Annotated in this window: 23 protein-coding genes and 1 pseudogene; 11 read left to right on the top strand and 13 right to left on the bottom strand. The window is 45.7% G+C overall.

Features of this window, described 5'->3' with window-relative positions:
* The first annotated feature begins 8 nt into the window (after positions 1-8).
* Positions 9-998, top strand: coding sequence for a cytochrome f (gene petA, locus IQ270_RS04770; protein WP_193972107.1), 990 nt, complete (start codon positions 9-11; stop codon positions 996-998).
* A 132-nt stretch (positions 999-1,130) separates the two neighbouring features.
* Here petA and IQ270_RS04765 read toward each other — a convergent pair whose 3' ends face one another.
* Positions 1,131-1,271, bottom strand: coding sequence for a hypothetical protein (locus tag IQ270_RS04765; RefSeq protein WP_193972106.1), 141 nt, complete (start codon positions 1,269-1,271; stop codon positions 1,131-1,133).
* 17 nt (positions 1,272-1,288) lie between these two features.
* On the opposite strand from IQ270_RS04765, the gene IQ270_RS04760 reads away from it, so the two are divergent.
* The 4 genes from IQ270_RS04760 (at position 1,289) to IQ270_RS04745 (ending at position 4,668) form a co-directional block, all read left to right on the top strand.
* Positions 1,289-2,140: an alpha/beta fold hydrolase gene (locus IQ270_RS04760; RefSeq protein ID WP_193972105.1), complete on the top strand. Its 852-nt coding sequence runs from the start codon at positions 1,289-1,291 to the stop codon at positions 2,138-2,140.
* A 79-nt stretch (positions 2,141-2,219) separates the two neighbouring features.
* Positions 2,220-2,663 carry a photosystem II protein PsbQ gene (gene psbQ, locus IQ270_RS04755; RefSeq protein ID WP_193972104.1) on the top strand — a complete coding sequence of 148 codons (444 nt, stop codon included), beginning with the start codon at positions 2,220-2,222 and terminating at the stop codon, positions 2,661-2,663.
* Positions 2,664-2,907: 244 nt separating this feature from the next.
* Complete coding sequence (locus IQ270_RS04750; RefSeq protein ID WP_193972103.1) at positions 2,908-4,134, top strand: FAD-binding oxidoreductase; 1,227 nt, start codon at positions 2,908-2,910, stop codon at positions 4,132-4,134.
* Positions 4,135-4,185: 51 nt separating this feature from the next.
* Positions 4,186-4,668 (top strand): hypothetical protein, encoded by a 483-nt coding sequence (locus tag IQ270_RS04745; protein ID WP_193972102.1) that lies wholly within the window; start codon positions 4,186-4,188, stop codon positions 4,666-4,668.
* Positions 4,669-5,038: 370 nt separating this feature from the next.
* Here IQ270_RS04745 and IQ270_RS04740 read toward each other — a convergent pair whose 3' ends face one another.
* Both IQ270_RS04740 and IQ270_RS04735 read right to left on the bottom strand, forming a co-directional pair.
* On the bottom strand, positions 5,039-5,455 hold the full coding sequence (locus tag IQ270_RS04740) for an NUDIX hydrolase (RefSeq protein WP_193972101.1): 417 nt from the start codon (positions 5,453-5,455) through the stop codon (positions 5,039-5,041).
* Positions 5,456-5,689: 234 nt separating this feature from the next.
* Positions 5,690-8,314, bottom strand: a complete 2,625-nt coding sequence (locus IQ270_RS04735) for a M1 family metallopeptidase (RefSeq protein WP_193972100.1) — start codon at positions 8,312-8,314, stop codon at positions 5,690-5,692.
* A 226-nt stretch (positions 8,315-8,540) separates the two neighbouring features.
* Between IQ270_RS04735 and IQ270_RS04730 the strand changes: the two genes are divergently transcribed.
* A complete protein-coding gene (locus IQ270_RS04730; protein WP_193972099.1) occupies positions 8,541-9,623 on the top strand; it encodes a class I fructose-bisphosphate aldolase in 1,083 nt (360 codons plus the stop codon).
* A gap of 248 nt (positions 9,624-9,871) precedes the next feature.
* Here IQ270_RS04730 and IQ270_RS04725 read toward each other — a convergent pair whose 3' ends face one another.
* On the bottom strand, positions 9,872-10,012 hold the full coding sequence (locus IQ270_RS04725) for an SDR family oxidoreductase (protein WP_339384308.1): 141 nt from the start codon (positions 10,010-10,012) through the stop codon (positions 9,872-9,874).
* Between the two features lie 255 nt (positions 10,013-10,267).
* Here IQ270_RS04725 and IQ270_RS30695 point away from each other — a divergent pair.
* Positions 10,268-10,877: pseudogene (locus IQ270_RS30695) on the top strand (IS1 family transposase); the annotation flags it as partial.
* A gap of 73 nt (positions 10,878-10,950) precedes the next feature.
* Positions 10,951-11,325: a CRISPR system precrRNA processing endoribonuclease RAMP protein Cas6 gene (gene cas6, locus IQ270_RS32220; RefSeq protein WP_339384307.1), complete on the top strand. Its 375-nt coding sequence runs from the start codon at positions 10,951-10,953 to the stop codon at positions 11,323-11,325.
* Positions 11,326-11,511: 186 nt separating this feature from the next.
* On the opposite strand, the gene IQ270_RS04715 is transcribed toward cas6, so the two are convergent.
* Together IQ270_RS04715 and IQ270_RS04710 are read right to left on the bottom strand one after the other, a co-directional pair.
* Positions 11,512-11,838 carry an antibiotic biosynthesis monooxygenase gene (locus IQ270_RS04715; RefSeq protein WP_193972098.1) on the bottom strand — a complete coding sequence of 109 codons (327 nt, stop codon included), beginning with the start codon at positions 11,836-11,838 and terminating at the stop codon, positions 11,512-11,514.
* A gap of 122 nt (positions 11,839-11,960) precedes the next feature.
* The gene (locus IQ270_RS04710; RefSeq protein ID WP_193972097.1) at positions 11,961-13,016 is read right to left on the bottom strand and encodes an Rpn family recombination-promoting nuclease/putative transposase; all 1,056 of its coding nucleotides are present in this window, start codon (positions 13,014-13,016) and stop codon (positions 11,961-11,963) included.
* 169 nt (positions 13,017-13,185) lie between these two features.
* Here IQ270_RS04710 and IQ270_RS04705 point away from each other — a divergent pair, with 169 nt between their 5' ends.
* Positions 13,186-13,668 (top strand): response regulator transcription factor, encoded by a 483-nt coding sequence (locus IQ270_RS04705; RefSeq protein ID WP_193972096.1) that lies wholly within the window; start codon positions 13,186-13,188, stop codon positions 13,666-13,668.
* Between the two features lie 88 nt (positions 13,669-13,756).
* Positions 13,757-14,050, top strand: a complete 294-nt coding sequence (locus IQ270_RS04700) for a DUF2103 domain-containing protein (protein WP_193972095.1) — start codon at positions 13,757-13,759, stop codon at positions 14,048-14,050.
* 97 nt (positions 14,051-14,147) lie between these two features.
* Here the strand turns inward: IQ270_RS04700 and IQ270_RS04695 are convergent, their stop codons facing one another.
* Entirely contained in the window at positions 14,148-14,795 is a 648-nt protein-coding gene (locus IQ270_RS04695; RefSeq protein WP_193972094.1) for a HEAT repeat domain-containing protein, read from the bottom strand.
* A gap of 18 nt (positions 14,796-14,813) precedes the next feature.
* Between IQ270_RS04695 and IQ270_RS04690 the strand changes: the two genes are divergently transcribed.
* Complete coding sequence (locus tag IQ270_RS04690; RefSeq protein WP_339384304.1) at positions 14,814-15,326, top strand: DJ-1/PfpI family protein; 513 nt, start codon at positions 14,814-14,816, stop codon at positions 15,324-15,326.
* 99 nt (positions 15,327-15,425) lie between these two features.
* Here the strand turns inward: IQ270_RS04690 and IQ270_RS04685 are convergent, their stop codons facing one another.
* The 6 genes from IQ270_RS04685 to IQ270_RS04660 form a co-directional block, all read right to left on the bottom strand.
* Positions 15,426-16,256 carry a HEAT repeat domain-containing protein gene (locus IQ270_RS04685; protein WP_193972093.1) on the bottom strand — a complete coding sequence of 277 codons (831 nt, stop codon included), beginning with the start codon at positions 16,254-16,256 and terminating at the stop codon, positions 15,426-15,428.
* 232 nt (positions 16,257-16,488) lie between these two features.
* Positions 16,489-16,773, bottom strand: coding sequence for a phycobilisome linker polypeptide (locus IQ270_RS04680; RefSeq protein ID WP_193972092.1), 285 nt, complete (start codon positions 16,771-16,773; stop codon positions 16,489-16,491).
* 272 nt (positions 16,774-17,045) lie between these two features.
* Entirely contained in the window at positions 17,046-17,915 is an 870-nt protein-coding gene (locus IQ270_RS04675) for a phycobilisome linker polypeptide (protein ID WP_193972091.1), read from the bottom strand.
* A gap of 215 nt (positions 17,916-18,130) precedes the next feature.
* Positions 18,131-18,946: a phycobilisome linker polypeptide gene (locus tag IQ270_RS04670; protein ID WP_193972090.1), complete on the bottom strand. Its 816-nt coding sequence runs from the start codon at positions 18,944-18,946 to the stop codon at positions 18,131-18,133.
* 149 nt (positions 18,947-19,095) lie between these two features.
* The gene (cpcA, locus tag IQ270_RS04665) at positions 19,096-19,584 is read right to left on the bottom strand and encodes a phycocyanin subunit alpha (RefSeq protein ID WP_193972089.1); all 489 of its coding nucleotides are present in this window, start codon (positions 19,582-19,584) and stop codon (positions 19,096-19,098) included.
* Between the two features lie 111 nt (positions 19,585-19,695).
* A complete protein-coding gene (locus tag IQ270_RS04660) occupies positions 19,696-20,214 on the bottom strand; it encodes a phycocyanin subunit beta (protein WP_193972088.1) in 519 nt (172 codons plus the stop codon).
* Between the last annotated feature and the right edge of the window lie 621 nt (positions 20,215-20,835).

Genomic DNA, 20,835 nt, shown 5'->3' with positions numbered 1-20,835 from the left:
ATACTCTGATGCCACAAACTAATTTATCTGCGATATTTCGCCGCAGTGCCAAGACGATCGCCAAAACTGCTTTAATTGCGATCGCCGCCGCCGGATTTTTCCTCACCAGCGACATCGCACTTCCCCAAGCAGCATTTGCTTACCCTTTCTGGGCCCAGCAAACAGCACCCGCTACTCCCCGCGAAGCCACAGGTCGGATTGTCTGCGCTAACTGTCACTTGGGCGCAAAACCCACCGAAGTAGAAGTACCGCAATCTGTTTTGCCTGACACAGTTTTTGAAGCTGTTGTCAAAGTTCCCTACGATACTAACGTGCAGCAAGTGACCGGCGACGGCAGCAAAGGCGGCTTGAATGTAGGCGCAGTTGTGATGTTACCCGAAGGTTTCAAAATTGCTCCGGCTGACAGAATTCCCGAAGAAATGAAGGAAAAAGTCGGCGATCTTTACTTCCAACCTTACAGCGAAACCCAAGAAAATATTGTTTTAGTGGGCCCGCTGCCTGGTGAACAGTACAAAGAATTGGTATTCCCAGTTTTGTCGCCAAATCCCGCAACTGACAAGTCCGTTCACTACGGCAAATACCTAATTTATGTCGGCGGCAACCGCGGTCGCGGTCAGGTTTATCCGACAGGCGCCAAGAGCAATAATACTGTTTATAATGCTTCGGTAGCTGGCAGCATTTCTAAGATTGCTACACCTGAAGATGGCGGTTATGAGGTGACAATTCAACCAGCAGAAGGTGCAGCGGTTGTTGATACAATTCCTGCTGGCCCAGAACTGATTGTGACTGAAGGACAAACAGTCGCAGCCGGCGAACTTTTGACGAACAATCCTAATGTGGGCGGCTTCGGTCAAAAAGACGTGGAAATTGTGCTGCAAAGTGCAGGTCGAGTTAAAGGATTGATGGCTTTCGTGGCTATAACCATGCTGGCTCAAATTATGCTGGTTCTCAAGAAGAAACAGGTCGAAAAAGTTCAAGCTGCTGAAATGAATTTCTAGGCGGGACTTTAATGATTTGGGTAAGGCGATATATGCGTACCCAACTATTAGGTAAGTAAGGCGGGTATTCCCCGCCTTATTCTTTAGATAAATATCACAAACGCGCGATAATAACTAAAGCCTTCTTCTCTACTAGATTTTTTCTTCCCTATTCTCTTTTCCCTCGAACCTCTTCCCTATTCCCTCGAACCTCCCCCCTTGGGGGGGCAGGGGGGGTTCTTCTTCCTTCTTCCTTCTTCCTTCTTCCTTCTTCCTTCTTCCTTCTTCCTTCAACTATAACAAGTAAAATAATGTCAATTGATGAAAAAGTAATTCAGGTAGGGTCGCTGGAATGGTTTTATCGGGAAACAAATCCGGTTAACGAAAGTGATAAACCGCCGGTGCTGCTGCTGCACGGTTTGCCGTCCCAAAGCTTTACCTGGACAGCAATCATGCCGGATTTGGCGGCAAGCGGATTTAGATCCGTAGCGCCGGATTGGGTGGGGTGCGGGCGATCGACAAAACCAGACAAGCGCGACTTTGCCTACACTCCCGATGCTTTTGTAACCGCCCTGGACGGCTTTATTCAAACACTAGAAATAGACCGATTTTCCCTCGTTGTCCAAGGATTCTTAGCTTCGGCAGGCATTCAATACGCTTTGCGAAATCCCGATCGAATAGATCGTTTAGCAGTCATCAATACACCAGTTTCAGAAAATATAAAATTGCCTTGGAAAATGCAGCAGTTGGGACTGCCTTTTATTGGCGACATGATGACGCAAGACCCGCTTTTGGTGGACAGAACCCTCGAAGGCGGCTGCCGCAAAATCATATCAGACAGCGATTTAGATGTTTACCGCCGCCCATTTCTCAAAAGTTCGGATGCGGGGCGATCGCTAATGAATACAGTCCGCAACATTCAATTACCGCAGTCAATGGCAGAAATTGAATCCGGCTGGCAAGGATGGACGCGCCCAACTTTATTTGTGTGGGGTTTGACCGACCCTTGGCTGAGTGTTGAACCCGCTCAAAAGTTAGTCAGTTCCCTGAAAAATGCCGAGTTAGTCACACTAGAACAAGCCGGGCATTACCCTCAAGAACATTGGTCAGAAAAAGTTGGCGAGGCTGTGATCACTTTTCTGCGCCGCCAAGAGGTAAAATAATCTTTTGTACCTCAATCTCGGTGCCAAGCGGTGCCAAAAGTACCAGCCCGCAACGAGAAATCTAGAATCTAAAATCGCTATGACTCGTCCCCGTTCATTTTTGGCCTTGATGATGGCGTGTTTGATGGCATTTCTGGTTAGTTGCAGCAGTGTGGAAGCAAAAGTTCCCACGACTTACACAACTGCCCAGATCCAGCAAATTCAGCGCTATGTTCCTACCCTGACAGAGTTCCGATCGCGGATGGATACCCTAGGAACCCTAATTCAAAATAGAAATTGGATTGATACCAGAACTTACATTCACGGGCCTCTCGGCGACTTGCGAAACACCATGAAATCCTTGTCTGGCACTTTGTTACCCAAATCTCAACAACAAGCTGTTGATTTAACTAAGAGTTTGTTTGCGGATTTGGTAGATATTGACAACGCTGCTAAATCATTCGATTCTGCGAAAGTTTCGGCTAGTTATCAAAAAGCTGTGAATGATTTTGATACCTTCTTGCAGCTACTTCCTAAACCCTAATCCATCGATATGAGACGGCGGTTGATACCCCGTCTGCACACAGGAAGTCCACTTGTCTGTCTAAAGAAAATAAAGATAAGACGGCGTTATCAACTGCGTCTGCACACAGGAAGTCCACTCGCTTGCGGTGTAAAGAAAACAAAGTAATTTTAACAGTCGGTTCTTCAACCCGCTATCGTCGCGTGAAAGTTTGTAGAGACGCGGTTGATACCGCCCGGTCTTCTTTTATAAAAAATAAAATTGAATGGTTCGCATTGCAATTATTGGTTGTGGTATTGTCGGGACATCGATCGCCTTTGAACTAAGTCAATTTCCCGAACTAAAAGTCACCGTGTTCGACAAACAACCGCCAGCACAAGGTGCTACAGGTGCCGCCCTCGGTGTTTTGATGGGAGTTATCAGCCACAAAACTAAGGGCAGAAATTGGCATTTGAGAGAAACCAGCCTTCAGCGCTACGAAACTTTGATTCCTGAATTGGAAGCAATTACGGGGCGAAAAATTCCCTTTAACAAACAGGGAATTTTAATGCTTTGTTCGGAGGGCGATGATTTAAGTAAGTGGGAAAAGTTGATAGCAATTCGCCAGTCTCAAGGTTGGAACTTAGAACTTTGGGATGTGGAACGAGTGCGCGAGTTTTGCCCTCATCTCTATCTAAATGATAAGATTATTGCAGCAATTTATTCGCCTCAAGACCGGCAAGTCGATCCGACGGCGCTAACTTTGGCTTTGATCGATGCTGCTGAAAGAAATGGGGTAATTTTTGAGTTTGGGGTGGCAGTTGAAGGCCTCACGGGCGGGCAAGATGCCAGCCCCACAAACAACTTCATGCCTTATGGAACAGGCATCTTGCCTGTTATTGAAAATGGTGCAGGCGGGCAAGATGCCAGCCCCACAAACAACTTCAGGCCTTGTGGAACAGGCATCTTGTCTGTTATTGAAAATGGTGCAAAACATCAGATTCAAACAAGTTCGAGCAAGTTAGAATTCGATCGACTAATTGTGGCGGCTGGTTTGGGTTCTACTGCTGTCACTGCATCCTTAAATCAATTGGTGGACATTCGCCCGGTGTTGGGACAAGCGCTGCATTTGCGGTTGAAAAATCCGTTGGGAAACCCAGATTTTGCGCCAGTAATTACCTGCGATGACGTTCACATTGTACCTTTGGCAAATCAAGAATGTTGGGTAGGGGCGACGGTGGAGTTTCCCGAAAATGGCGGGGAAATTCCGGCGAATGCTGATAGGTTGGAGGAAGTGATGGCTAGGGCGAGATCGCTTTGTCCGGCCTTAGCCGAAGCCCAAATCATCAAGCAATGGTCGGGATTGCGCCCGCGACCCGAAGGGCGGCCGGCCCCAATTATCGAGACGCTTGCGGGTAACAGCCGCGTTCTCGTCGCCAGCGGCCACTACCGCAACGGTGTTCTGCTGGCCCCTGCAACCGCGCGATCGATCCGAGAAATGATTTTGCAATAATTAACAAATCTTAATATAATTAAGAAAGCCATTCATATCTTACATCTAAAAATGTCCGAAAAACCTTTAGGCAAACCCCGCTCCTTGTGGCGAGTAATTTTGCTGTCCGCAGTCAGTCTGCTGCTATATTACGGATGGTACAAATGGATTATTCAAGAAGAATTGCGGAGTTATAACGGCAAGGGTTGGTCGGGGACACTTTGCTTATTGCCCTTTGTTTTAGGAGTAGCCATCCCCCAAGCTTTGCGGATATTCGACCCCGATGTTCCCGGATGGTTTGGTTGGTTTTCCTTCCTGGGAATTGCTTGGATTTACATCGTGCAGTTCAAACTTTACAACACAGTCAACGAACTTTACCGCCAAGAAGGAATCAAAGAACCGCTAACAGTTTGGTGGATTTTTGTACCGGGTTTAAATTTAATTGTTGGTTTGCGTCAAATCCATTTCTTAAGCCAATTTTGGGCAAGAAAACAGGGAATTGAAGTTAAGGATAACTTAGCCGAAAGCATTCCTTTCCTCTCAGCTAACGCTTGAGGTAAAACTTTTCACACCGATATCATAGGTTTGTAGTGAGGACGAAGAGTCCTTTCCATTTACACCGGAATAATGATTTTCCGAGTGTAGTGCGATAGACAAATTAGGTACGTAGTTGCGATGAAAGCGCTCTTTATAATACAATACGGTTTACTTAAGATAGTCCGAAGAGAGGAACGAAGCAATCTCCGTATCTATTTCTCATCGGATTTTACCCCCAGAGCGCTATATCAGTAAACGGTATTGGTTTATAATATTAGGAAAGAGCGCTTTCATCGCAACTACGTACCTTGGCCCAAATGCGAGCCGACCTTTCTCTATGTTTGAGTTAGTTAATTAGGACTCTTCGTCCTCACTACGAACCTTTCAATCAGCAAAACCGATTTGGTAAATTAGCAAGAATTTGTTTAAGCTCCGGTTCATAAACCCGCTTAATTGCTTTCGGAATACTCACCCACTGCCGCTTTCTCTTGCTAGCTTCAGGCCAATTTTCCAGAACAGTTTGTACTTGCAGTAAAAATACTTCTACCTGACAAGTATAGCCGGACTTTTGATACTCGTAAGTTCCCAGCAAATCCGGAAACACTTTACCCAACAAACCTGCTTCTTCCCAAGCTTCTTTGGCGGCGGAATCTTGGGGAGTCATGTCAGGTTCAATTAATCCTTTGGGAATCACCCAGCGCTTGCTAGCCGAAGAAGTAATCAGCATTACTTCAATTTGTCCGTCTTGAATGCGGTACGGAATTACTCCAGATTGTTCTACCAATACAATTGTTCTGCTACTCATAATTTATGAAATATATTGTAGTGTACAAGCTGCTTCAACTTAATTAACAGTTAAAGATTCAAAACAAAAATTCCACCCTGGTTTTACATAACTTACGCGCGAGAAACTAAAAACCCGGTTTGTGAGTAAATTTTTCAGATAAATCCAAGATTTATCGGAGAAACCGGGTTTTTAAGCATTCATCCTATTTAGCAAGTCGCGGTTGTAGAAATTCTGTTTGTTAGGTCAATTTACCTAATCTTTGTCTTTCTTCGCCTTAGCCTCCAGATTTTCCATCCGACTCTTCAAATCTTGATTCTCCTTTTTCACCTGATCTAACTCCTCGCGCAACTGCTTTACCGCTGCATCGGAACCAGCATTTTTCTGCACTCTTTGCACAGCTTCATCAGCCATCATGCGGACGCGGCCATCAGGAGTTTGGTCAGCTAAAGAACGCAAAATTCTGATAGCTTTGCGAGTTTCCATCTGTCCTAAACCGACAACTACAGATACTTGAGTCAAGAAAAAAGTCTCTTTAGAAAGTTCTGCCAATCGGTGCAAAATCCGTTCCAAATTGAGCTTAGTTTGACCTGTCGAAATTGTCCCCAAAGAGCGAATTGCCGCCAAGCGCAAAGCTTGCGGAGTACCGACGGCTGTGTATTTCAAAATCAGGTTGAGCGCATCTTCCGAAGTTTTCATTTGCGCCAAACCGGAAATAGCACCCGATCGCACAACCTCATTCCAGCCCTCGCGCTCTTTCAAAACCAATTTTAACTCTTTCAGTACCTGTTCGTCGGTCGGTTTTTCGTCGGGGTTAGCCCCTGCGATCGAGCCCATCGCACTCGCTGCGGCCGCTTCTACATAATAGCTGTCGTCGCCTTTTTCGACGATCGACCTCAGCGCCTTATAAGTCTCGTGAGTCTTGATTTGGCCCAGCGCATTCACCACCGCGCGACGCACCCGAGCATCTTTATCCTTCAAACCAGTTACTAAACCATCAAAAGCTTGGTCGAGTTTAATATCAACTAACTCACCAGCTACTTCCGCCCGCACAGCCCAAAACTGCTCTTTTTTGAGAACTTCCGACAGCGCTTTCACAGCTTCCAAGCCTCCCTTTTTCGCCAAAGCTTGGGCTGCGTAAATCCGGGAAACAGGGTCGGGATCGAATTGTAACTGAGCTTTTAGTTCGGCAACTCCATACTCTAGAGCAACTGTTTTTAAGTATTTATTACCAACATCAAAACTGATAAATGCGGGCTTTTCTTCTAGAGGGAAATAGAAACTTTGCTCGCGTTCGTGCACTCGAACGGTGAAAGTTTTTATATTAGGAATACTCCGCTCATCTGCATCTTTTTCCGGTTGGTAGCCGAAGCCGATCGGAATTTTTAGATCAAAGACATCTTTGCTGTTACCGCTGCTATTTTTGCTGTCTTTTACTTGAGTTTGGGTTACAGTTACTTTGGCTAATTTGCTGTCGCCATCCCAGGAATAAGCAACTTTGTAATCGGGATGACCGCCGCGATAAACGTACTGGTCAAACAAAAAGGTCAGATTGCGACCAGTGGCTTTTTCGATCGCCCTCAGCAAATCAATGGTTTCCACAGTTTGGTGAGCGTTATCCCGCACAAAAGTGTGAATTGCTTTGTAAAATAGTTCGTCGCCCAACTCAGCGCGAATCATGTGATACACGCAAGCGCCTTTTTCGTACAAATGGCGATCGTACAATTCGATCGCTTCGCGGTAAACGTGAGTCACCATCGGGCGACGGTAGCGAGAACTGTCTTCAGCTAAATAATTGCGGGCTTCACCTAACATATAATAAGCCGCATCTTCTTTGCCGTATTCTTTGTCAGTCCAGAGTACCTCGGAATAGGAAGCCATGCCTTCTTTGATCCAAGCATGAGACCAGTGTTTAATTACTACTAAATCGCCGAACCACTGGTGAGCCAATTCGTGGGCGACTAAGCTTTCTGTACCGCGATTGTCGAGGCTGGCGCGTTCGTCTAACAAGCACCTATCTGTTAGCAAAGTTGTCGAAGTATTTTCCATGCCGCCGAAGATGAAATCATCGACGCAGACTTGAGCGTATTTAGGAAAAGGGTAAGGATAGCCAAATGCTTTAGAGAAAAATTCAATCATTTTGGGCGTTTTGCCCATGCTGCGCTTACCGTCAGCTTCGCGACCTTTTTCGACGTAATAATTAACTGGTTTGCCGTTCCATTCGTCTTTGATTTCGGCAAAATCTCCAACTGCTAAGGTCATTAAATAAGTCGGATGTACCTGAGTTTGCGACCAGTGATAAATCTTGTCGTCTCCATCGTTTTTTGTGCTAATTAATTCACCGTTGGAAATAGCAAAAAGTTGTCGGGGAACTTGTACTCTAATTTCGGAAGTTGCGAGTTGTCCGGGATAGTCGAAACAGGGAAACCAGAAGCGGGAATCTTCGTCTTCGCCTTGAGTCCAGACTTGTGTTGGTTTGTCGGGATAGTGTTTGTCCGGGCCGACAAAATAGAGGCCGCGCTGGGGTTTTTCGACCGAGTATTCGATCGCAATTGTAATTGGTTCGTATGCTTCGGTTGGTTCGTGCAGGTGAATTTGCAGCACTTCGCCGTCGCTGTCGAAATTTTGGTCAATTTCGCCGACTTTTACCGATTTAATGTTCAGGTTTACAGCATCTAAGGTTAATTTTTCGATGCCGCTGCGGACTGGATTGATGCGGATGCTGCAAGTGCCGCGAAAACTTTGTTTGGGAATATCCAGCACTAAGTCGAGGAAAATATGCTCTACTTGTCCGGGGCGATCGGGGTTGTAGTGGGGTTTGGCACCGGGCATCTCGAAGGATTTGTGACTGTTGTCAGAATCAAAGTAAGTGTGTGACATTGTGATGGCAAAGTGGTGTATCGATCGGCGATCGCTGGCAGCGCCGATCCGGCTGAACTGCTAGCTTATTCTAGAGTAGCGCGTCCTAGTTGGTGTTGTCTCTAATCTTGTTAAAAACTCTGGCGATCGTTGTCGGGGTATAAAAAATGATTTTTTAGCTACAATATCAGCAAGGCTAATGTCTGCAATCATCAGCCTGCAATTGAAATTGAGAGGGTAAATCTGCATGACAGCTACACTATCAGTTCCTAGTGCGATCGCATCTTGGCTGGGCGACGAAGCCGAAGACTTGCTCACCCATCAAGCCAAAATTTCTAAAGATTTGTTGCACCTGCCGGGCCCGGATTGGGTCGATCGCATTTTCGCCCTGACCGATCGATCTCCTCAAGTTTTGCGATCGCTCCAGCAACTTTATTCTAGCGGACGCTTGGCAAATACGGGCTATTTATCCATCCTGCCGGTAGACCAAGGAATCGAACACTCAGCAGCCGCTTCTTTTGCACCAAATCCCATCTATTTTGACAGCGAAAACATCATCAGACTAGCAATTTCTGCGGGCTGCAACGCTGTCGCGACAACCCTGGGAGTGTTGGGAAGCGTATCTCGCAAGTACGCGCACAAAATTCCTTTCATTGTCAAACTAAATCACAACGAATTGCTGACTTATCCCAATCAATCCGACCAAATAATGTTTGCTTCCGTCGAACAAGCTTGGAATTTGGGAGCCGTTGCAGTCGGAGCAACAATTTATTTTGGTTCGCCGGAATCGACGCGGCAAATCCAAGAAGTCAGTCAAGCTTTTGCTCAGGCTCACGAGTACGGAATGGCAACAATTTTGTGGTGTTACCTCCGCAACGATATCTTCAAACAAGACAAAGATTATCACTTAGCAGCGGATTTAACAGGTCAAGCAAATCACTTGGGAGTGACAATTCAAGCTGACATCATCAAGCAAAAATTGCCCGAATGCAACAACGGCTACGCAGCAGTTGCTAAAGCCAGCGGCCACAGTTACGGCAAAACCGACAGCCGTGTTTATTCCGATTTGACAACGGATCACCCGATCGATCTAACTCGCTATCAAGTGCTCAACTGTTATGCAGGAAGGATGGGTTTAATCAACTCTGGCGGTGCTTCGGGAAAAAGCGATTTTGCAGAAGCAATTCGCACGGCGGTAATCAACAAACGCGCTGGCGGCTGCGGCTTAATCTCCGGCCGCAAAACTTTTCAGCGTCCCTTTGAAGAAGGTGTAAAATTGTTCCACGCCATTCAAGACGTTTATTTGTCGCCCGAAATTGCGATCGCCTAAACATTCACACCACACTAAAATTAGGGTGCGTGCTGCCAACCCAATGCTATAAGGTTCGTAGTGCGGACTTTAGTCCGCTCTTATTCTGCGGACTAAAGTCCGCACTACGAACCGTTTTGGTTATGCTAATCTACCGGACATGATATCAGTTCTAATCCCGATCAAAAAACTCGATCGAACGGTTTGATTTCCATACTGTGCAACTATCAACTATCAACTGTCAACTGTCAACTGTCAACTGTCAACTATCAATGAGCGGTATAACCCCCATCAATTACCAATTCTGAACCAGTAACAAACTTCGATTCATCCGATGCCAGATCAAGAATACCGTAAGCAACATCATCAGGTTCACCCATGTGTCCCACCGGATGTAAGCTATCAAGGATTTTCCGTCCTTCAGTTAGTAATAAATATGTAGTGAAATCTAATTACACTAATTCAATACATAGGATACTTTTATAACTAATACCATCAAATTTTATGATTTTAATATTTATTTATCGTTTGAATGTAGATTGAGTTACAGTCATGCTATCATCAGAGATTATTGCTGGAATCCTTGATATCTGCCAACAACATTAGTTTAGTCATATAATATACTATTCTTACGACCAAATTGCCCTGAGTGTGGTTAAAATCACATACTTAGAAATGGTAGAACTCACAATAAAAAACCCAAATACAAATGTCAAATTTGCGGTCGCTAATTTCTCGAAAATCCGACCAAAAAAGTAATTAGATTAGCAACACAAAAATTAATTGCTCGACTTCTTTTGGAGAAGATTTATTTGGTTAGTCTAGCTATAAGCACGGGTGTTTCTCAAAAATGGTTACAGGATTACGTAAATAATAAATATGCCTCAATCGAACCCACAGTAAACGTTAAACCTAAAAAAGTTAGATTGAATGTTGAATGTGATGAACTGTGGTCATTTGTAGATTGCCAATAAAATAAGCAATGGGTATGGCGCCGCAATGGATAGAGAGACCAGAGAAATTATTGGTGTTTATGTTGGTGCTCGTAGCGAAGAAGGAGCAAAACAATTTTGGAATTCTCTACCTTTTGTATATTGACAATGTGCTGTGTGCTATACAGATTTTTGGGCTGCATATGCTTTTATTTTTCCTTCGCTACGCCATTAGCCGGTTGGTAAAGAAAGTGTAAAAACTAATCACATTGAAAGATTTAATAATAGTTGGCGCCAACGTGTTTCTCGGTTCGTAAGAAAAACTGTTTCATTTTCTAAAAAGTGAGAAAACCATATAGGTGCTATTTGGTATTTTATCCATCATTACAACTATGTCTTGAGCCAATAAATATCTAATCACTACATATTTATTACTACCAGATTGCCTAATTCAACTTTGGCAGCAACTGAATTTTGACCGCCCTTGGCATCTTTGCCCTACAGATTTGTACATTACCAATATTTTGAGCGAACCGCAATCAAACCAGCCTTGGGTAAATTTTTGCAGTTACGCCGAATTGTTCGATCGCGCTTCCGACACCAATCGCCAAATTGCTTTTAGTTTTTGCACTCCTACTAATTTTCGGCAAGGCGTGTACGATAGTGCGATGCCGACTAGAGAGAGTATTTTTGGCAGTTTGGCAAATCGTTGGAACAAGTACAGCGAAATTGCGATCGAACCCACTTTCACAGAAGCGATTTTTCCCAATTTCTTCGATATCCGCACCTAAGTTTGTACGGATTCCCGCAGTAAATTTATCGGTTGCGTCGGGGATATTAGTTACCGAATCATGGGAGATGTTAATCCGGTTGCTATCAAGCAAATTAATCCTTTAGCAGATTTTGCGCTTTACAGCGAAGTCGGGCGAAAAACACCGATAGAAATGGGAATAACGCGCCGATTGCACAATTTTCAATCATTCGCTTTTCGGCTTAATTTCACTGACTACTTCGTAAACATCGGTGTCGGGAATTTTGGCAAACAAAGGTGTCATCTGCTTCAATATTTGTTGATATGCTTCGCTTTGATTGGCGGCCATTTCTTCTACGCTTTCCCAAAAAATGATCGCAATACCTTTGTCTGTATTGGGCAGTTGCAGCAGGTACGCTCCCTTAAAACCTGTGGCATAAGTTGCAACGGCTTGTTCAAAAAGTTCTTCTGCTTCTTTGAATTTTCCTGGTTTAAATTCGCCAATGGCAACGTAGGCAAACTGATGTCGCAGAAAGTCTAGAAATTCTGACATATTTTTTTACTCAACAAATCGCAATACACCAAGTTATATTTTACCCGATCGGCGAATGTTTGTAAATATCGCTGTCGATCAGTAGATCGACCTAAAAAACCTAACAGCGATCGCTCTTTCGATTATTCTGATCTATCTAACCAAACCATTAAATCGGATAAACTAGAAAATCCGGCTACCTCCTCCACCAAACTCTCTAATTGCTCAACCGATAATTCTCCAATTCGCGAAACTACATCGGGATTTACGGCTCCGACACGTCGCTCCAGCAGGCGCAAGATTAAGGCTCTTTGACCTGCTTTAATTCCTGCTTGAATCCCTGCTTCACGGCCTTCTTGAATACCTGCTTCACGGCCTGCTTGAATACCTGCTTCACGGCCTTCTTGAATTCCTGCTTCACGGCCTGCTTGAATACCTGCTTCACGGCCTGCTTGCATCAATTTAGCCCTAGCTCGCTCCAAGCCTTCTTCTATACCTCGAGAAACTATACCCCGCTGTTCTTCGATCGCCCTCTCTTGAGCTTCCATATCCTCGAACTCTTTCAAGCTTAAGTTAGCCTCATTGGCAATTTGAAAAGCTTTTTCTAGTTCTGGAACTGTTTCCATTGTGGCTGGGATTGTTTCTAAATCGGGAGTGTGCTTCATAAAATAAATCCATTTGTCAGTCAAAGTTGTGAGTTCGTTTAACTCTTTTTTGAACTTTGGCAACTCGACAAAAAACATTTCAACTTCGAGATGGGGATAATCAAATAGTTTTTCTTTTTCCTTGAACACAAAATGAGAAATAACATCAGGTTGTTCTTTGAACATTTCAAAATCAGCGATCGTCAAAGCTATTACTGGTTGCAATTTAGCATAACTTTCTCGAATCTTGAGTTGGTTGGCATAGGTTTTGGCTAGGTTGTAGATGACTCGTTTTTCAAAAGCAGCTACATTCAAAACTTGCATTTCAATAATTACCGTCTTGTTGCCGGTAATTCGAGCTTTGACATCCAAATAACTATCTTTGAGTCCGCTGACGGTAGCAGCCGAGTAAGGGTCAATAATTTGCAAGTCTTGGATGATTGGCTCACCGGCGTAAATTAGAGCATTTAAGAAGCTGACGAGGATGTCTTGGCTGTCGGTGGAACCAAAAATTTTTTTGAAGGCAAAGTCTGTTTTAGGGCTGATAAATCTCATGATATTTTTACGGAACTGTTTTATTGATTTATGAAAGATTGTGATCAAGTGCGATCGCTTCGGGGTTGCGAAAAATGGGTAGCTGCAATAGCCCACTTGAATTTATAATAATACGGGTGATATAAATTTAACATGCAAATAAAAATAAAGCCAATAAGAAGTGACAAAAATGAATAAAATATTAGTAATTGAAGACAATAAGTTAATCCGAGAAACCGTTTTAGAACTTTTGGTATCGCGAGGTTATGAAGCTGTCGGCGCCGAAAACGGAAAAGTCGGTATCCAGTTAGCGATCGCCCAAATTCCCGATTTAATCTTGTCTGATGTGATGATGCCGTACCTCAATGGCTTTGAAGTATTCGCGGCTTTGCGATCGCACCCTGCAACCGGCAACATTCCGTTTATTTTTATGACAGCCTCCGAAATGGAACAAGCCCTAGAAATCCCAGCAGACGGCTATCTCAAGAAACCTTGCAGCATCACAGAAATCCTCGGGGCGATCGCAAATCAACTAGAAAAACCAAAAGTTACCAACCCAAAACATCAAAAAGTACAGGACAATTCTGGTAAAGAAAATCTCAGCTTGCGCGCCCGGAATCAAAAATCTCGGTTTGAGATGCCGTCGCTTTGCTCTCAATCACTCGCACAGTAACGTTTTTGATACATAAGTTGAGGTAATTTCAAATTGGTTCGGCCAGGGGGTGGCTTAGACTGGGTATGTTGAATTTGGTAAAAAAGTCATGAACCCACAATCCAAAGGCCGTCTAGTTTGGAATCACTCAACCCACCTTCCCGGTTTGATACCAATTTTAGAGCGACTCACTCTCAAAATGGGCATTCAAACCGTCACGCCGGGGGTTATCAACAAAGTTAAAGGACACATCCCCCGCATGACATTAAGAGTGTCAGTACCCATCCGCGGGGGATTTAAAATCATCGCCAGACAGGGCAAAACCGTACAAGAAGTCTTTATATTAACTACTCTCAGTCAAAGGGACTTGGAAGAGATAATAGCCCAAACCCTAGCCAAGTGACAATTTTAGGACTTACGCAACTCTCGCACGACCGTCGTTGTAGGGTGCGTCAGACTGGGTTATTGAACGACGATCGAGGATTGGGGTCTGACGCACCTTAATTGCTATATATGCCTGGTGCGTGACTCCTGAATTTTTCTTTGGCCAGCAAAGCCCGAGCCCTAACTGCCAAAGTTTCATCGCTTTGGGCTATTTCCTCAAGTTGGGTCAAAACTTCCGTTAACCAATCCGGTTGAACAGTCGCAGCAACCGCCAAAGCTTGCAAAGCCCCCGCTGCTGCGTAGCGAACCACCCATTCCGGGTCTCGGGACGCTTGCAGCAGGGTTTTCACTGCGCGAATTTGAGCATCTAAAACTTGTGCTTGCGGCATAAGTTCCCAGCAAATCGTCCCCAAACCTCTAGCCGCCGCCCGCCGCACGCTCAAAGCAAAGTCATTCGCCGCCGCATCGAGCAAAATATTTAAACCCCTGGGGTCGCCAATTCCAGCCATTGCCCGAACCGCCCAAGCTCTCGCTCCGTAATTGTAGCCGTCAAGCTGTTCTAGCAGCGGGAGTACAGCGGGTTCTCCGAGTTGAATCAGCCCGTCAACGGCGGCCACAGCGGCGCCTGGGTTGTTGTAGCCGAGGACTGTTATTAAGGTAGGAATTGCTTCTGTTGAGTCAGCAGCCGCCAATGCTTTGACTGCGTTTAACAAGCCCTCGGAAGAATCTGCTTGTTCGACTGCGCGAATTAGTTCTAATGCCATTGATTTATACAATTTACCGTGATCATTGTAATTGTAGGTTGGGTCGATCGCGCGATCGGACAAGTGGAAATGATGCAAGATATAGAGGTACTGGATTTTCTGCGCCAACAGGGGAAAACACCAAAATATATCACGTCGGTTTGTACTGGTTCTTTGATTTTAGCTGCTGCTGGACTGCTTCAAGGATACCGCGCTGCTTGCCATTGGGCATTTCGCGACCAGCTAGCAATGCTGGGTGTTGAAGTTGGAACCGAGAGAGTTGTTGTCGATCGCGATCGAATTACAGGTGGCGGCGTAACTGCTGGCATCGATTTTGGGTTGGTGCTTGCCGGCAAGCTCTGCGGCGAGGAAACTGCCAAAATGATTCAGCTACTTCTAGAATACAATCCCGCGCCGCCTTTTAATGCTGGTTCCCCCGAAAGTGCTGGAGAGATTGTAGTTGAGCAAGTCAAAGAATTTGGCAAGCAGCTAATAGAGGCATCTCTAGAAGCAACGAAAAAAAGAGCGATCGTATTAGGTATGAATAGTTAAGTTAATATCAATCTCTATTGGCTCTTAGTCCGCTTGGAGTGGACTTCGTTTTTGTAGCAGCGATTTCAATCGCCGAGGCTGATCGAAGAGTTTTAAAGTTTACAGCAAACTATCCATTAAATTCATAACTTGAATAGCTTCATCTGACAAAGATAGTGATGCTTGTTGTTCGAGGTGATGCTCCAAAACTCCTTTGAGGGCAATCAATTTCATGCTATTTTCAGCTAAAGTTTCCGCAATAGCTGGCGCTGCGGGTAAATAGCCGATCGCCCCCAAGTCCATCAAAGCCGATCGCCTCAACTGCAAATTATCCCCATTCAAAGCAGTCACCAACCTTTCTCCGTAAATGCGATCGCCAGTCAACTGATACATCGCCCGCGCCGCAGCGTACTGCACCCGCTCCACAGAATGCTCTAAAAAAGGTGCAATTAGCGGTATAGCTTCTGTCGCTCGCAGCGTACCCAAAGCTTCAATTACCGAGTCGTAAGGCTGCACCAGGTGCGACTTTCCAGCCACTCGCACGGCCTTTGCTACCCCCCCATCTAAGAGTTTCATCAGCGACGGAATCGCATCGATCTCGCCCAGCATTTCTAGAGCTTGAGCCGCCGCTTCCCGCACGTAATAATCCGCGCATTCCAAACACCGAATCAGCGCCGGTAAGGCTTGTTTGTCGCCCAATTTACCCAGTGCCCGCGCCGCATTTCGCAATAGGGAGTAGTCGCCAATTTTTGTTTGTTCTGATTCTTCTTGCAAAGCCGCAATCAAAGCTGAAATTACCGCCGGTTCCTTAACTCGAAATCTGCCCACCCACCAAGCAGCGTAATACCGGAGACTGTAGTCTTGGGAGTGCAAATTTGCGATCGCCTGTTCTACTGTTAAAGACTCGCCCTCAGCTACACCAGCCGGTGAGTCGGATTTGTCAAAATCCATAGTTATTGGTTATTGGTTATTGGTTATTGGTTATTGGTTATTGGTTATTGGTTATTGGTTATTGGTTATTCGTTATTGGTTATTCGTTATTCGTTATTGGTTATTCGTTATTGGTTATTCGGCGATTGAAATCGCAGCTACAAAAACAAAACCCGCCTGCGCGGGTTGGGGAACCGGGCGATTTCGATCGATCTTTCAATCACCGATTTCAATCGCCCTCTGAAGGAGACTATTAATTATCATCCTCGGATGATTCAGGCGATGATTCTGCCGATGATTCGGCGATCCCACTTAGCGGCTGAATGTTCACAATCTTCCCGCCCATGCGAGTAATCCGCTGCATTGCTTGATTCATCCGATTGTACGGCACGGTGATAAATGTACTCGCGCTCGATCGAATCGAATAATCGATATTTTCTGTATCATCGCTTTGGCGCAAGCCCACAACTTCGTACCGAAAACAGCGACCTGCGGAAGCTGTATTGCCACTTTTTCCAGCTACAATTTGACCCAACATAAGCTTCTTGGTAATTGGTAATTCTGACTGTTGACTGTTGACTGTTGACTGTTAGCTGTTAGCTGTTAGCTGTTAGCTGTTGACTGTTGACTGTTAGCTGTTGACTGTTAGCTGTTGACTGTTGACTGTTAGCTGTTGACTGTTAGCTGTTGACTGTTGACTGTTGACTAATAACAACTAACAACTAACCACTAACCACTAACCACTAACCACTGAGGGCGGGATCTCTTGGCACCGCCCCTACCAACTAACAACTGCCAACTGCCAACTGACTAAATTGGAGTAATGCTGGCGATTTTCGCGCCCATGCGCTGAAATTTCTGCATTTGCGAGGACAAATCATCAACAGGTACGATAAACGCCTTGCTGCTGCGGCGCACGCTGGGATAACCGCCCGTGCGAATTCCCGAAACTTCCACGCGGAAAAGCCGCCCTTCCTTGCCGTAAGCTGCCCCGCCGCCGAAACCGGTGCCGGGAGTCACGTTTCTGGCAGAAGGCCGATATGCCCAACCCTCATTACCGCCAGAAGGCCCCACTACCGCAGTCGCGCTGTTAGTGCCGAGTTCGACAGCTAAGCGAGAGTTATTGCCTTCTAGTTGCGAGGTATCGCTGTTTGCATAGCCGCGGTACAGCCGGAACATCCGGGTAAAACCAACGGTTTTTTGCCCGCGCTGCGTGTTAAAGCCGCGGTAGTAAGGGACAATATTTTCGCCGAAGTTTTCTTGATACTCTACTGAATCGACATAAGAATCGATATCAGCATCGTAGCCTTGTGTTTGGTACAAATCTAAGTGGTAAACTACTTCAGATTCGTCGTAGGGAGCGCGACCGAGCAAGTGTTTGTAGTTTAGTTCGATCGTCCGAGTTTGGAAGCTGCTGTATAAAAACTTAGTTTTGTACAGTTCCGATTTTGCTACTGCGCGCACAAATTCTCGCACTGTTAAGCCGCCATCTCGCAGCAGAGACTCAGCACTTGTCAGGCGTTCCGATTTCATCAAATAATCGTTGCCCAACAACTGACGGTAAACGGCACGAATTACTGTTTCTACATCATCTTTGGTGTAGTTTGGGCGCAATTCTACCTGCGGCGCATCGCTCAATGCGGATGTTCCCAGTCTCGACGCTGCTGTCGTAATAGCCACCAGATTTTCTCCTAAATTAATAACAAAAATTTCAACCTTTGTTGCACTTGAGATTTTTAGGACTCACACCAAAATGTCCCGTAGGGTGCGTACTCTCCACCTTACCTGCGTATATGTGCTTCTGCAAGTAGGGTGGAGAGTACGCACTTTACGCATACACATTAATTAGTCCTAATTTGCTTGCTTGCCCTTGCAAAAAAACGTCTTTACAAACTTTAAGCTGCGGTAATACTTACCACTTTGCCACCGCGTTTGTTGATTTGTTGCAATCGGCTCGAAAGCTGTTCGTAAGGCACGAGATATTCGCTAGTAGTCCGTCGCACTTGGGGCGAAAACTTAGCCGCGCCTTGCATTGCGGTGACTCGATAGAGTTGACCGCGAGAACCGCCGGCAGCACCAGCGAGAGATTGTCCGCTAGAGGCTGTGTATATCGGCGAAGCCGTATTTCTCGCTACTTCCCAAGTTAACCGCGCTTGGGTTTGGTTTTGCGAGCGATCGCTATTTGCGTAGCCGCGATACAGTTGAAACATCCGGTTAAAACCGACTGTTTTTTGATTTCTTTGAGTCGCGAAACCGCGATAGTAAGGCACTATGCTTTCGCCAAAGTTTTCTTGATACTCTACTGAGTCAATATAAGAATTGATTTCAGCTTCGTAGCCCTCAGCATTGTACAAATCAACGTGGAAAGCAATTTCCGATTCGTCGTAAGGAGCGCGTCCCAACAAATGCTTGTAATTAAGCTCAATTAACCGCGTTTGCGAGTTCGGGTAAAAAAACTTTTTCCGATAAGTTTCGGACTGAGCAATTGACCGCACAAAATCCTTAACTGAAATCTGTCCTTGCATCAGTAGAGATTCGGCGCTGGTAACTCGTTCGCTCGACATTAAATACTCGTTGCCGAAAACTTGGCTGTAAGCTGCACGAATTACTGCTTTCGCATCGTCTTGCGTCCAGTGGGGTCGCAGTTCTACCTGTCCGGCTTCTTCAAATGCTTTTATTCCCAACCTTTCTGCTGCACCTAATCCCGCCATCTTCGCTTCTCCCTTTTTGCTTTAAAAAACTGAAAACTTCTAAAAAAAGTATTTGGAAAACTAGGCTCAGATCGCAGATGCCCGGAACTGTAAACAACCGCTAACACTCAAGCTAACTGCAGCTTTACAATTCCGGGCATCACGCAAATCTAGCTCAGGGCGTTGATTGCGTAGTCGAGGTAGGAATTAGCTTCCACTGCGGGGTCGCCACTCAGGCCGTGGTTGCCTTTGATGTACTTGAGAGCTTCAACGTACCAGCTAGGAGACAGTTCAAATGTCCGGTTGATTTCGTCGATGCCTGCAATCAGGTACTCATCCATTGGGCCTGTGCCGCCTGCAACTAAGCAGTAGGTCACCATCCGCAGGTAGTAGCCGATGTCGCGGGCGCACTTGGCTTTACCGGTTGGGGTAGAAGCGTAGTTGGGGCCTTGCATTTGTTGGGTGTACGGGAATTTGTTGTACACTGCTTGGGCTGCACCGTCGATCAAGCGTTGAGAATTCCCTGTCAAAGCTTTGGCTGCTTCTAAGCTGGCGGTTGCTTGGCGGAAACGACCGAAAGCTGTTTGGATTTCGGTGCTGCTCAAGAAACGGCCTTGAGAATCTGCTGCTGTGACTGCTTCAGTCAATGGGGTCTTCATAGTTTTGCTTTCTCCCTAAGGTTTGCGGTTGTTTTCTACGAATGCGATTTGTAAAAGCCCGATCGATATATCGAATCGTTGCTTGACAAATTTGGTTGCAATGGCTGGGGTTTAGCCTACTGCGGAAGCGGCGCGATCGAAGTAGCTGCCGACTTCAGACATCAGGGAGTTGCAATCTCCACGAGTTACACCGTTGGGATCGTTAGCGATCGCCAAAGCTGCTTCTTTCATTTTTTGAACGCCTGTTGCTACGGAAGCGCCTGGTGTTCCCAATGCCAAGTATGTTTCGCGAAGACCGTTCAAGCAACGGTCATCGAGTACGCTGGCGTCGCCTGCGAAAATCGCGTAGGTGACGTAGCGCAAGATGATTTCCATGTCGCGCAAGCAAGCTGCCATGCGGCGGCTGGTGTATGCGTTGCCGCCGGGGGCGATCAACTGAGGCTGTTCAGCGAACAAGGAGCGAGCTGCATTTGCAACAATGCTGGAAGCGTTGCTGGTGATGCGGTTTACTGTATCCATGCGCTTGTTGCTTTCGGCAACCATTTGGCTCAAGGCATCAAGTTGGCCGGTGGCCAAAAATTCGCCGCGAGCGTCTGCTTGGGAAACCACTTTTGTAAATGCGTCAAACATGAAAGAACTCTCCTACTTGAGTTAATTGAGTTTGGTTGCGGTATAAAACCGTTAAGTTAAATTTGTTCAGGCTCGATCGCCTGCAAGGGTTGAAGGTTGACCCCAGCTACTGCGCTGGTCGCCTCGTTCTCTCCTTTTCCGCTACCTGTACTATTGTGACATTGCAGCGGACATTTCAGAAACCTTAGAAAATTTTACACCTTTTATGAGATGCGACAAACCTTGTTAATCATTGTTTTGTTAACTTTCGCCTGTCGTTTCAACCTTCTGATAACCTTTATACAATGCTCGACCGCCTTTGTTTATTACAAATTATTACAGGAACTTATCCCTGTGAAAAGGTAAATCGCGGACACGAAAATTGGGGACAATCTACTTCTTAAGGTAGATGCGGGTTTGCTGCTGCTAGCTACGGGCTTGGTTGCAGTGCCTGTTTGTGACTGCGGGTGGGACTAAATTCTCCGGTAGCCCGATCGCAACTCGGAGCTTTGCAGCCCCAAAAACTAATTGTTAAGAAAAGTTAAGAAAATTAAAGTTTTGCCACAAGAGGGCAGGGGAATAGAGAAAACAGCAGGGGCGGGTTCACTCTTGAGCTTTCAAACTTGCAGATAGGTTACATAT

Source organism: Microcoleus sp. LEGE 07076 (assembly GCF_015207455.1).
Lineage (GTDB): Bacteria > Cyanobacteriota > Cyanobacteriia > Cyanobacteriales > Microcoleaceae > Microcoleus.
This window is presented reverse-complemented; position numbering and strand designations above follow the sequence as displayed.

Bases quoted from the DNA above. Each gene is read 5' to 3' on its own strand.
- petA (WP_193972107.1), top strand. From the start codon at position 9: ATGCCACAAACTAATTTATCTGCGATATTTCGCCGCAGTGCCAAGACG.
- IQ270_RS04760 (WP_193972105.1), top strand. From the start codon at position 1,289: ATGTCAATTGATGAAAAAGTAATTCAGGTAGGGTCGCTGGAATGGTTT.
- psbQ (WP_193972104.1), top strand. From the start codon at position 2,220: ATGACTCGTCCCCGTTCATTTTTGGCCTTGATGATGGCGTGTTTGATG.
- IQ270_RS04750 (WP_193972103.1), top strand. From the start codon at position 2,908: ATGGTTCGCATTGCAATTATTGGTTGTGGTATTGTCGGGACATCGATC.
- IQ270_RS04745 (WP_193972102.1), top strand. From the start codon at position 4,186: ATGTCCGAAAAACCTTTAGGCAAACCCCGCTCCTTGTGGCGAGTAATT.
- IQ270_RS04740 (WP_193972101.1), bottom strand. From the start codon at position 5,455: ATGAGTAGCAGAACAATTGTATTGGTAGAACAATCTGGAGTAATTCCG.
- IQ270_RS04735 (WP_193972100.1), bottom strand. From the start codon at position 8,314: ATGTCACACACTTACTTTGATTCTGACAACAGTCACAAATCCTTCGAG.
- IQ270_RS04730 (WP_193972099.1), top strand. From the start codon at position 8,541: ATGACAGCTACACTATCAGTTCCTAGTGCGATCGCATCTTGGCTGGGC.
- IQ270_RS04715 (WP_193972098.1), bottom strand. From the start codon at position 11,838: ATGTCAGAATTTCTAGACTTTCTGCGACATCAGTTTGCCTACGTTGCC.
- IQ270_RS04710 (WP_193972097.1), bottom strand. From the start codon at position 13,016: ATGAGATTTATCAGCCCTAAAACAGACTTTGCCTTCAAAAAAATTTTT.
- IQ270_RS04705 (WP_193972096.1), top strand. From the start codon at position 13,186: ATGAATAAAATATTAGTAATTGAAGACAATAAGTTAATCCGAGAAACC.
- IQ270_RS04700 (WP_193972095.1), top strand. From the start codon at position 13,757: ATGAACCCACAATCCAAAGGCCGTCTAGTTTGGAATCACTCAACCCAC.
- IQ270_RS04695 (WP_193972094.1), bottom strand. From the start codon at position 14,795: ATGGCATTAGAACTAATTCGCGCAGTCGAACAAGCAGATTCTTCCGAG.
- IQ270_RS04685 (WP_193972093.1), bottom strand. From the start codon at position 16,256: ATGGATTTTGACAAATCCGACTCACCGGCTGGTGTAGCTGAGGGCGAG.
- IQ270_RS04680 (WP_193972092.1), bottom strand. From the start codon at position 16,773: ATGTTGGGTCAAATTGTAGCTGGAAAAAGTGGCAATACAGCTTCCGCA.
- IQ270_RS04670 (WP_193972090.1), bottom strand. From the start codon at position 18,946: ATGGCGGGATTAGGTGCAGCAGAAAGGTTGGGAATAAAAGCATTTGAA.
- cpcA (WP_193972089.1), bottom strand. From the start codon at position 19,584: ATGAAGACCCCATTGACTGAAGCAGTCACAGCAGCAGATTCTCAAGGC.
- IQ270_RS04660 (WP_193972088.1), bottom strand. From the start codon at position 20,214: ATGTTTGACGCATTTACAAAAGTGGTTTCCCAAGCAGACGCTCGCGGC.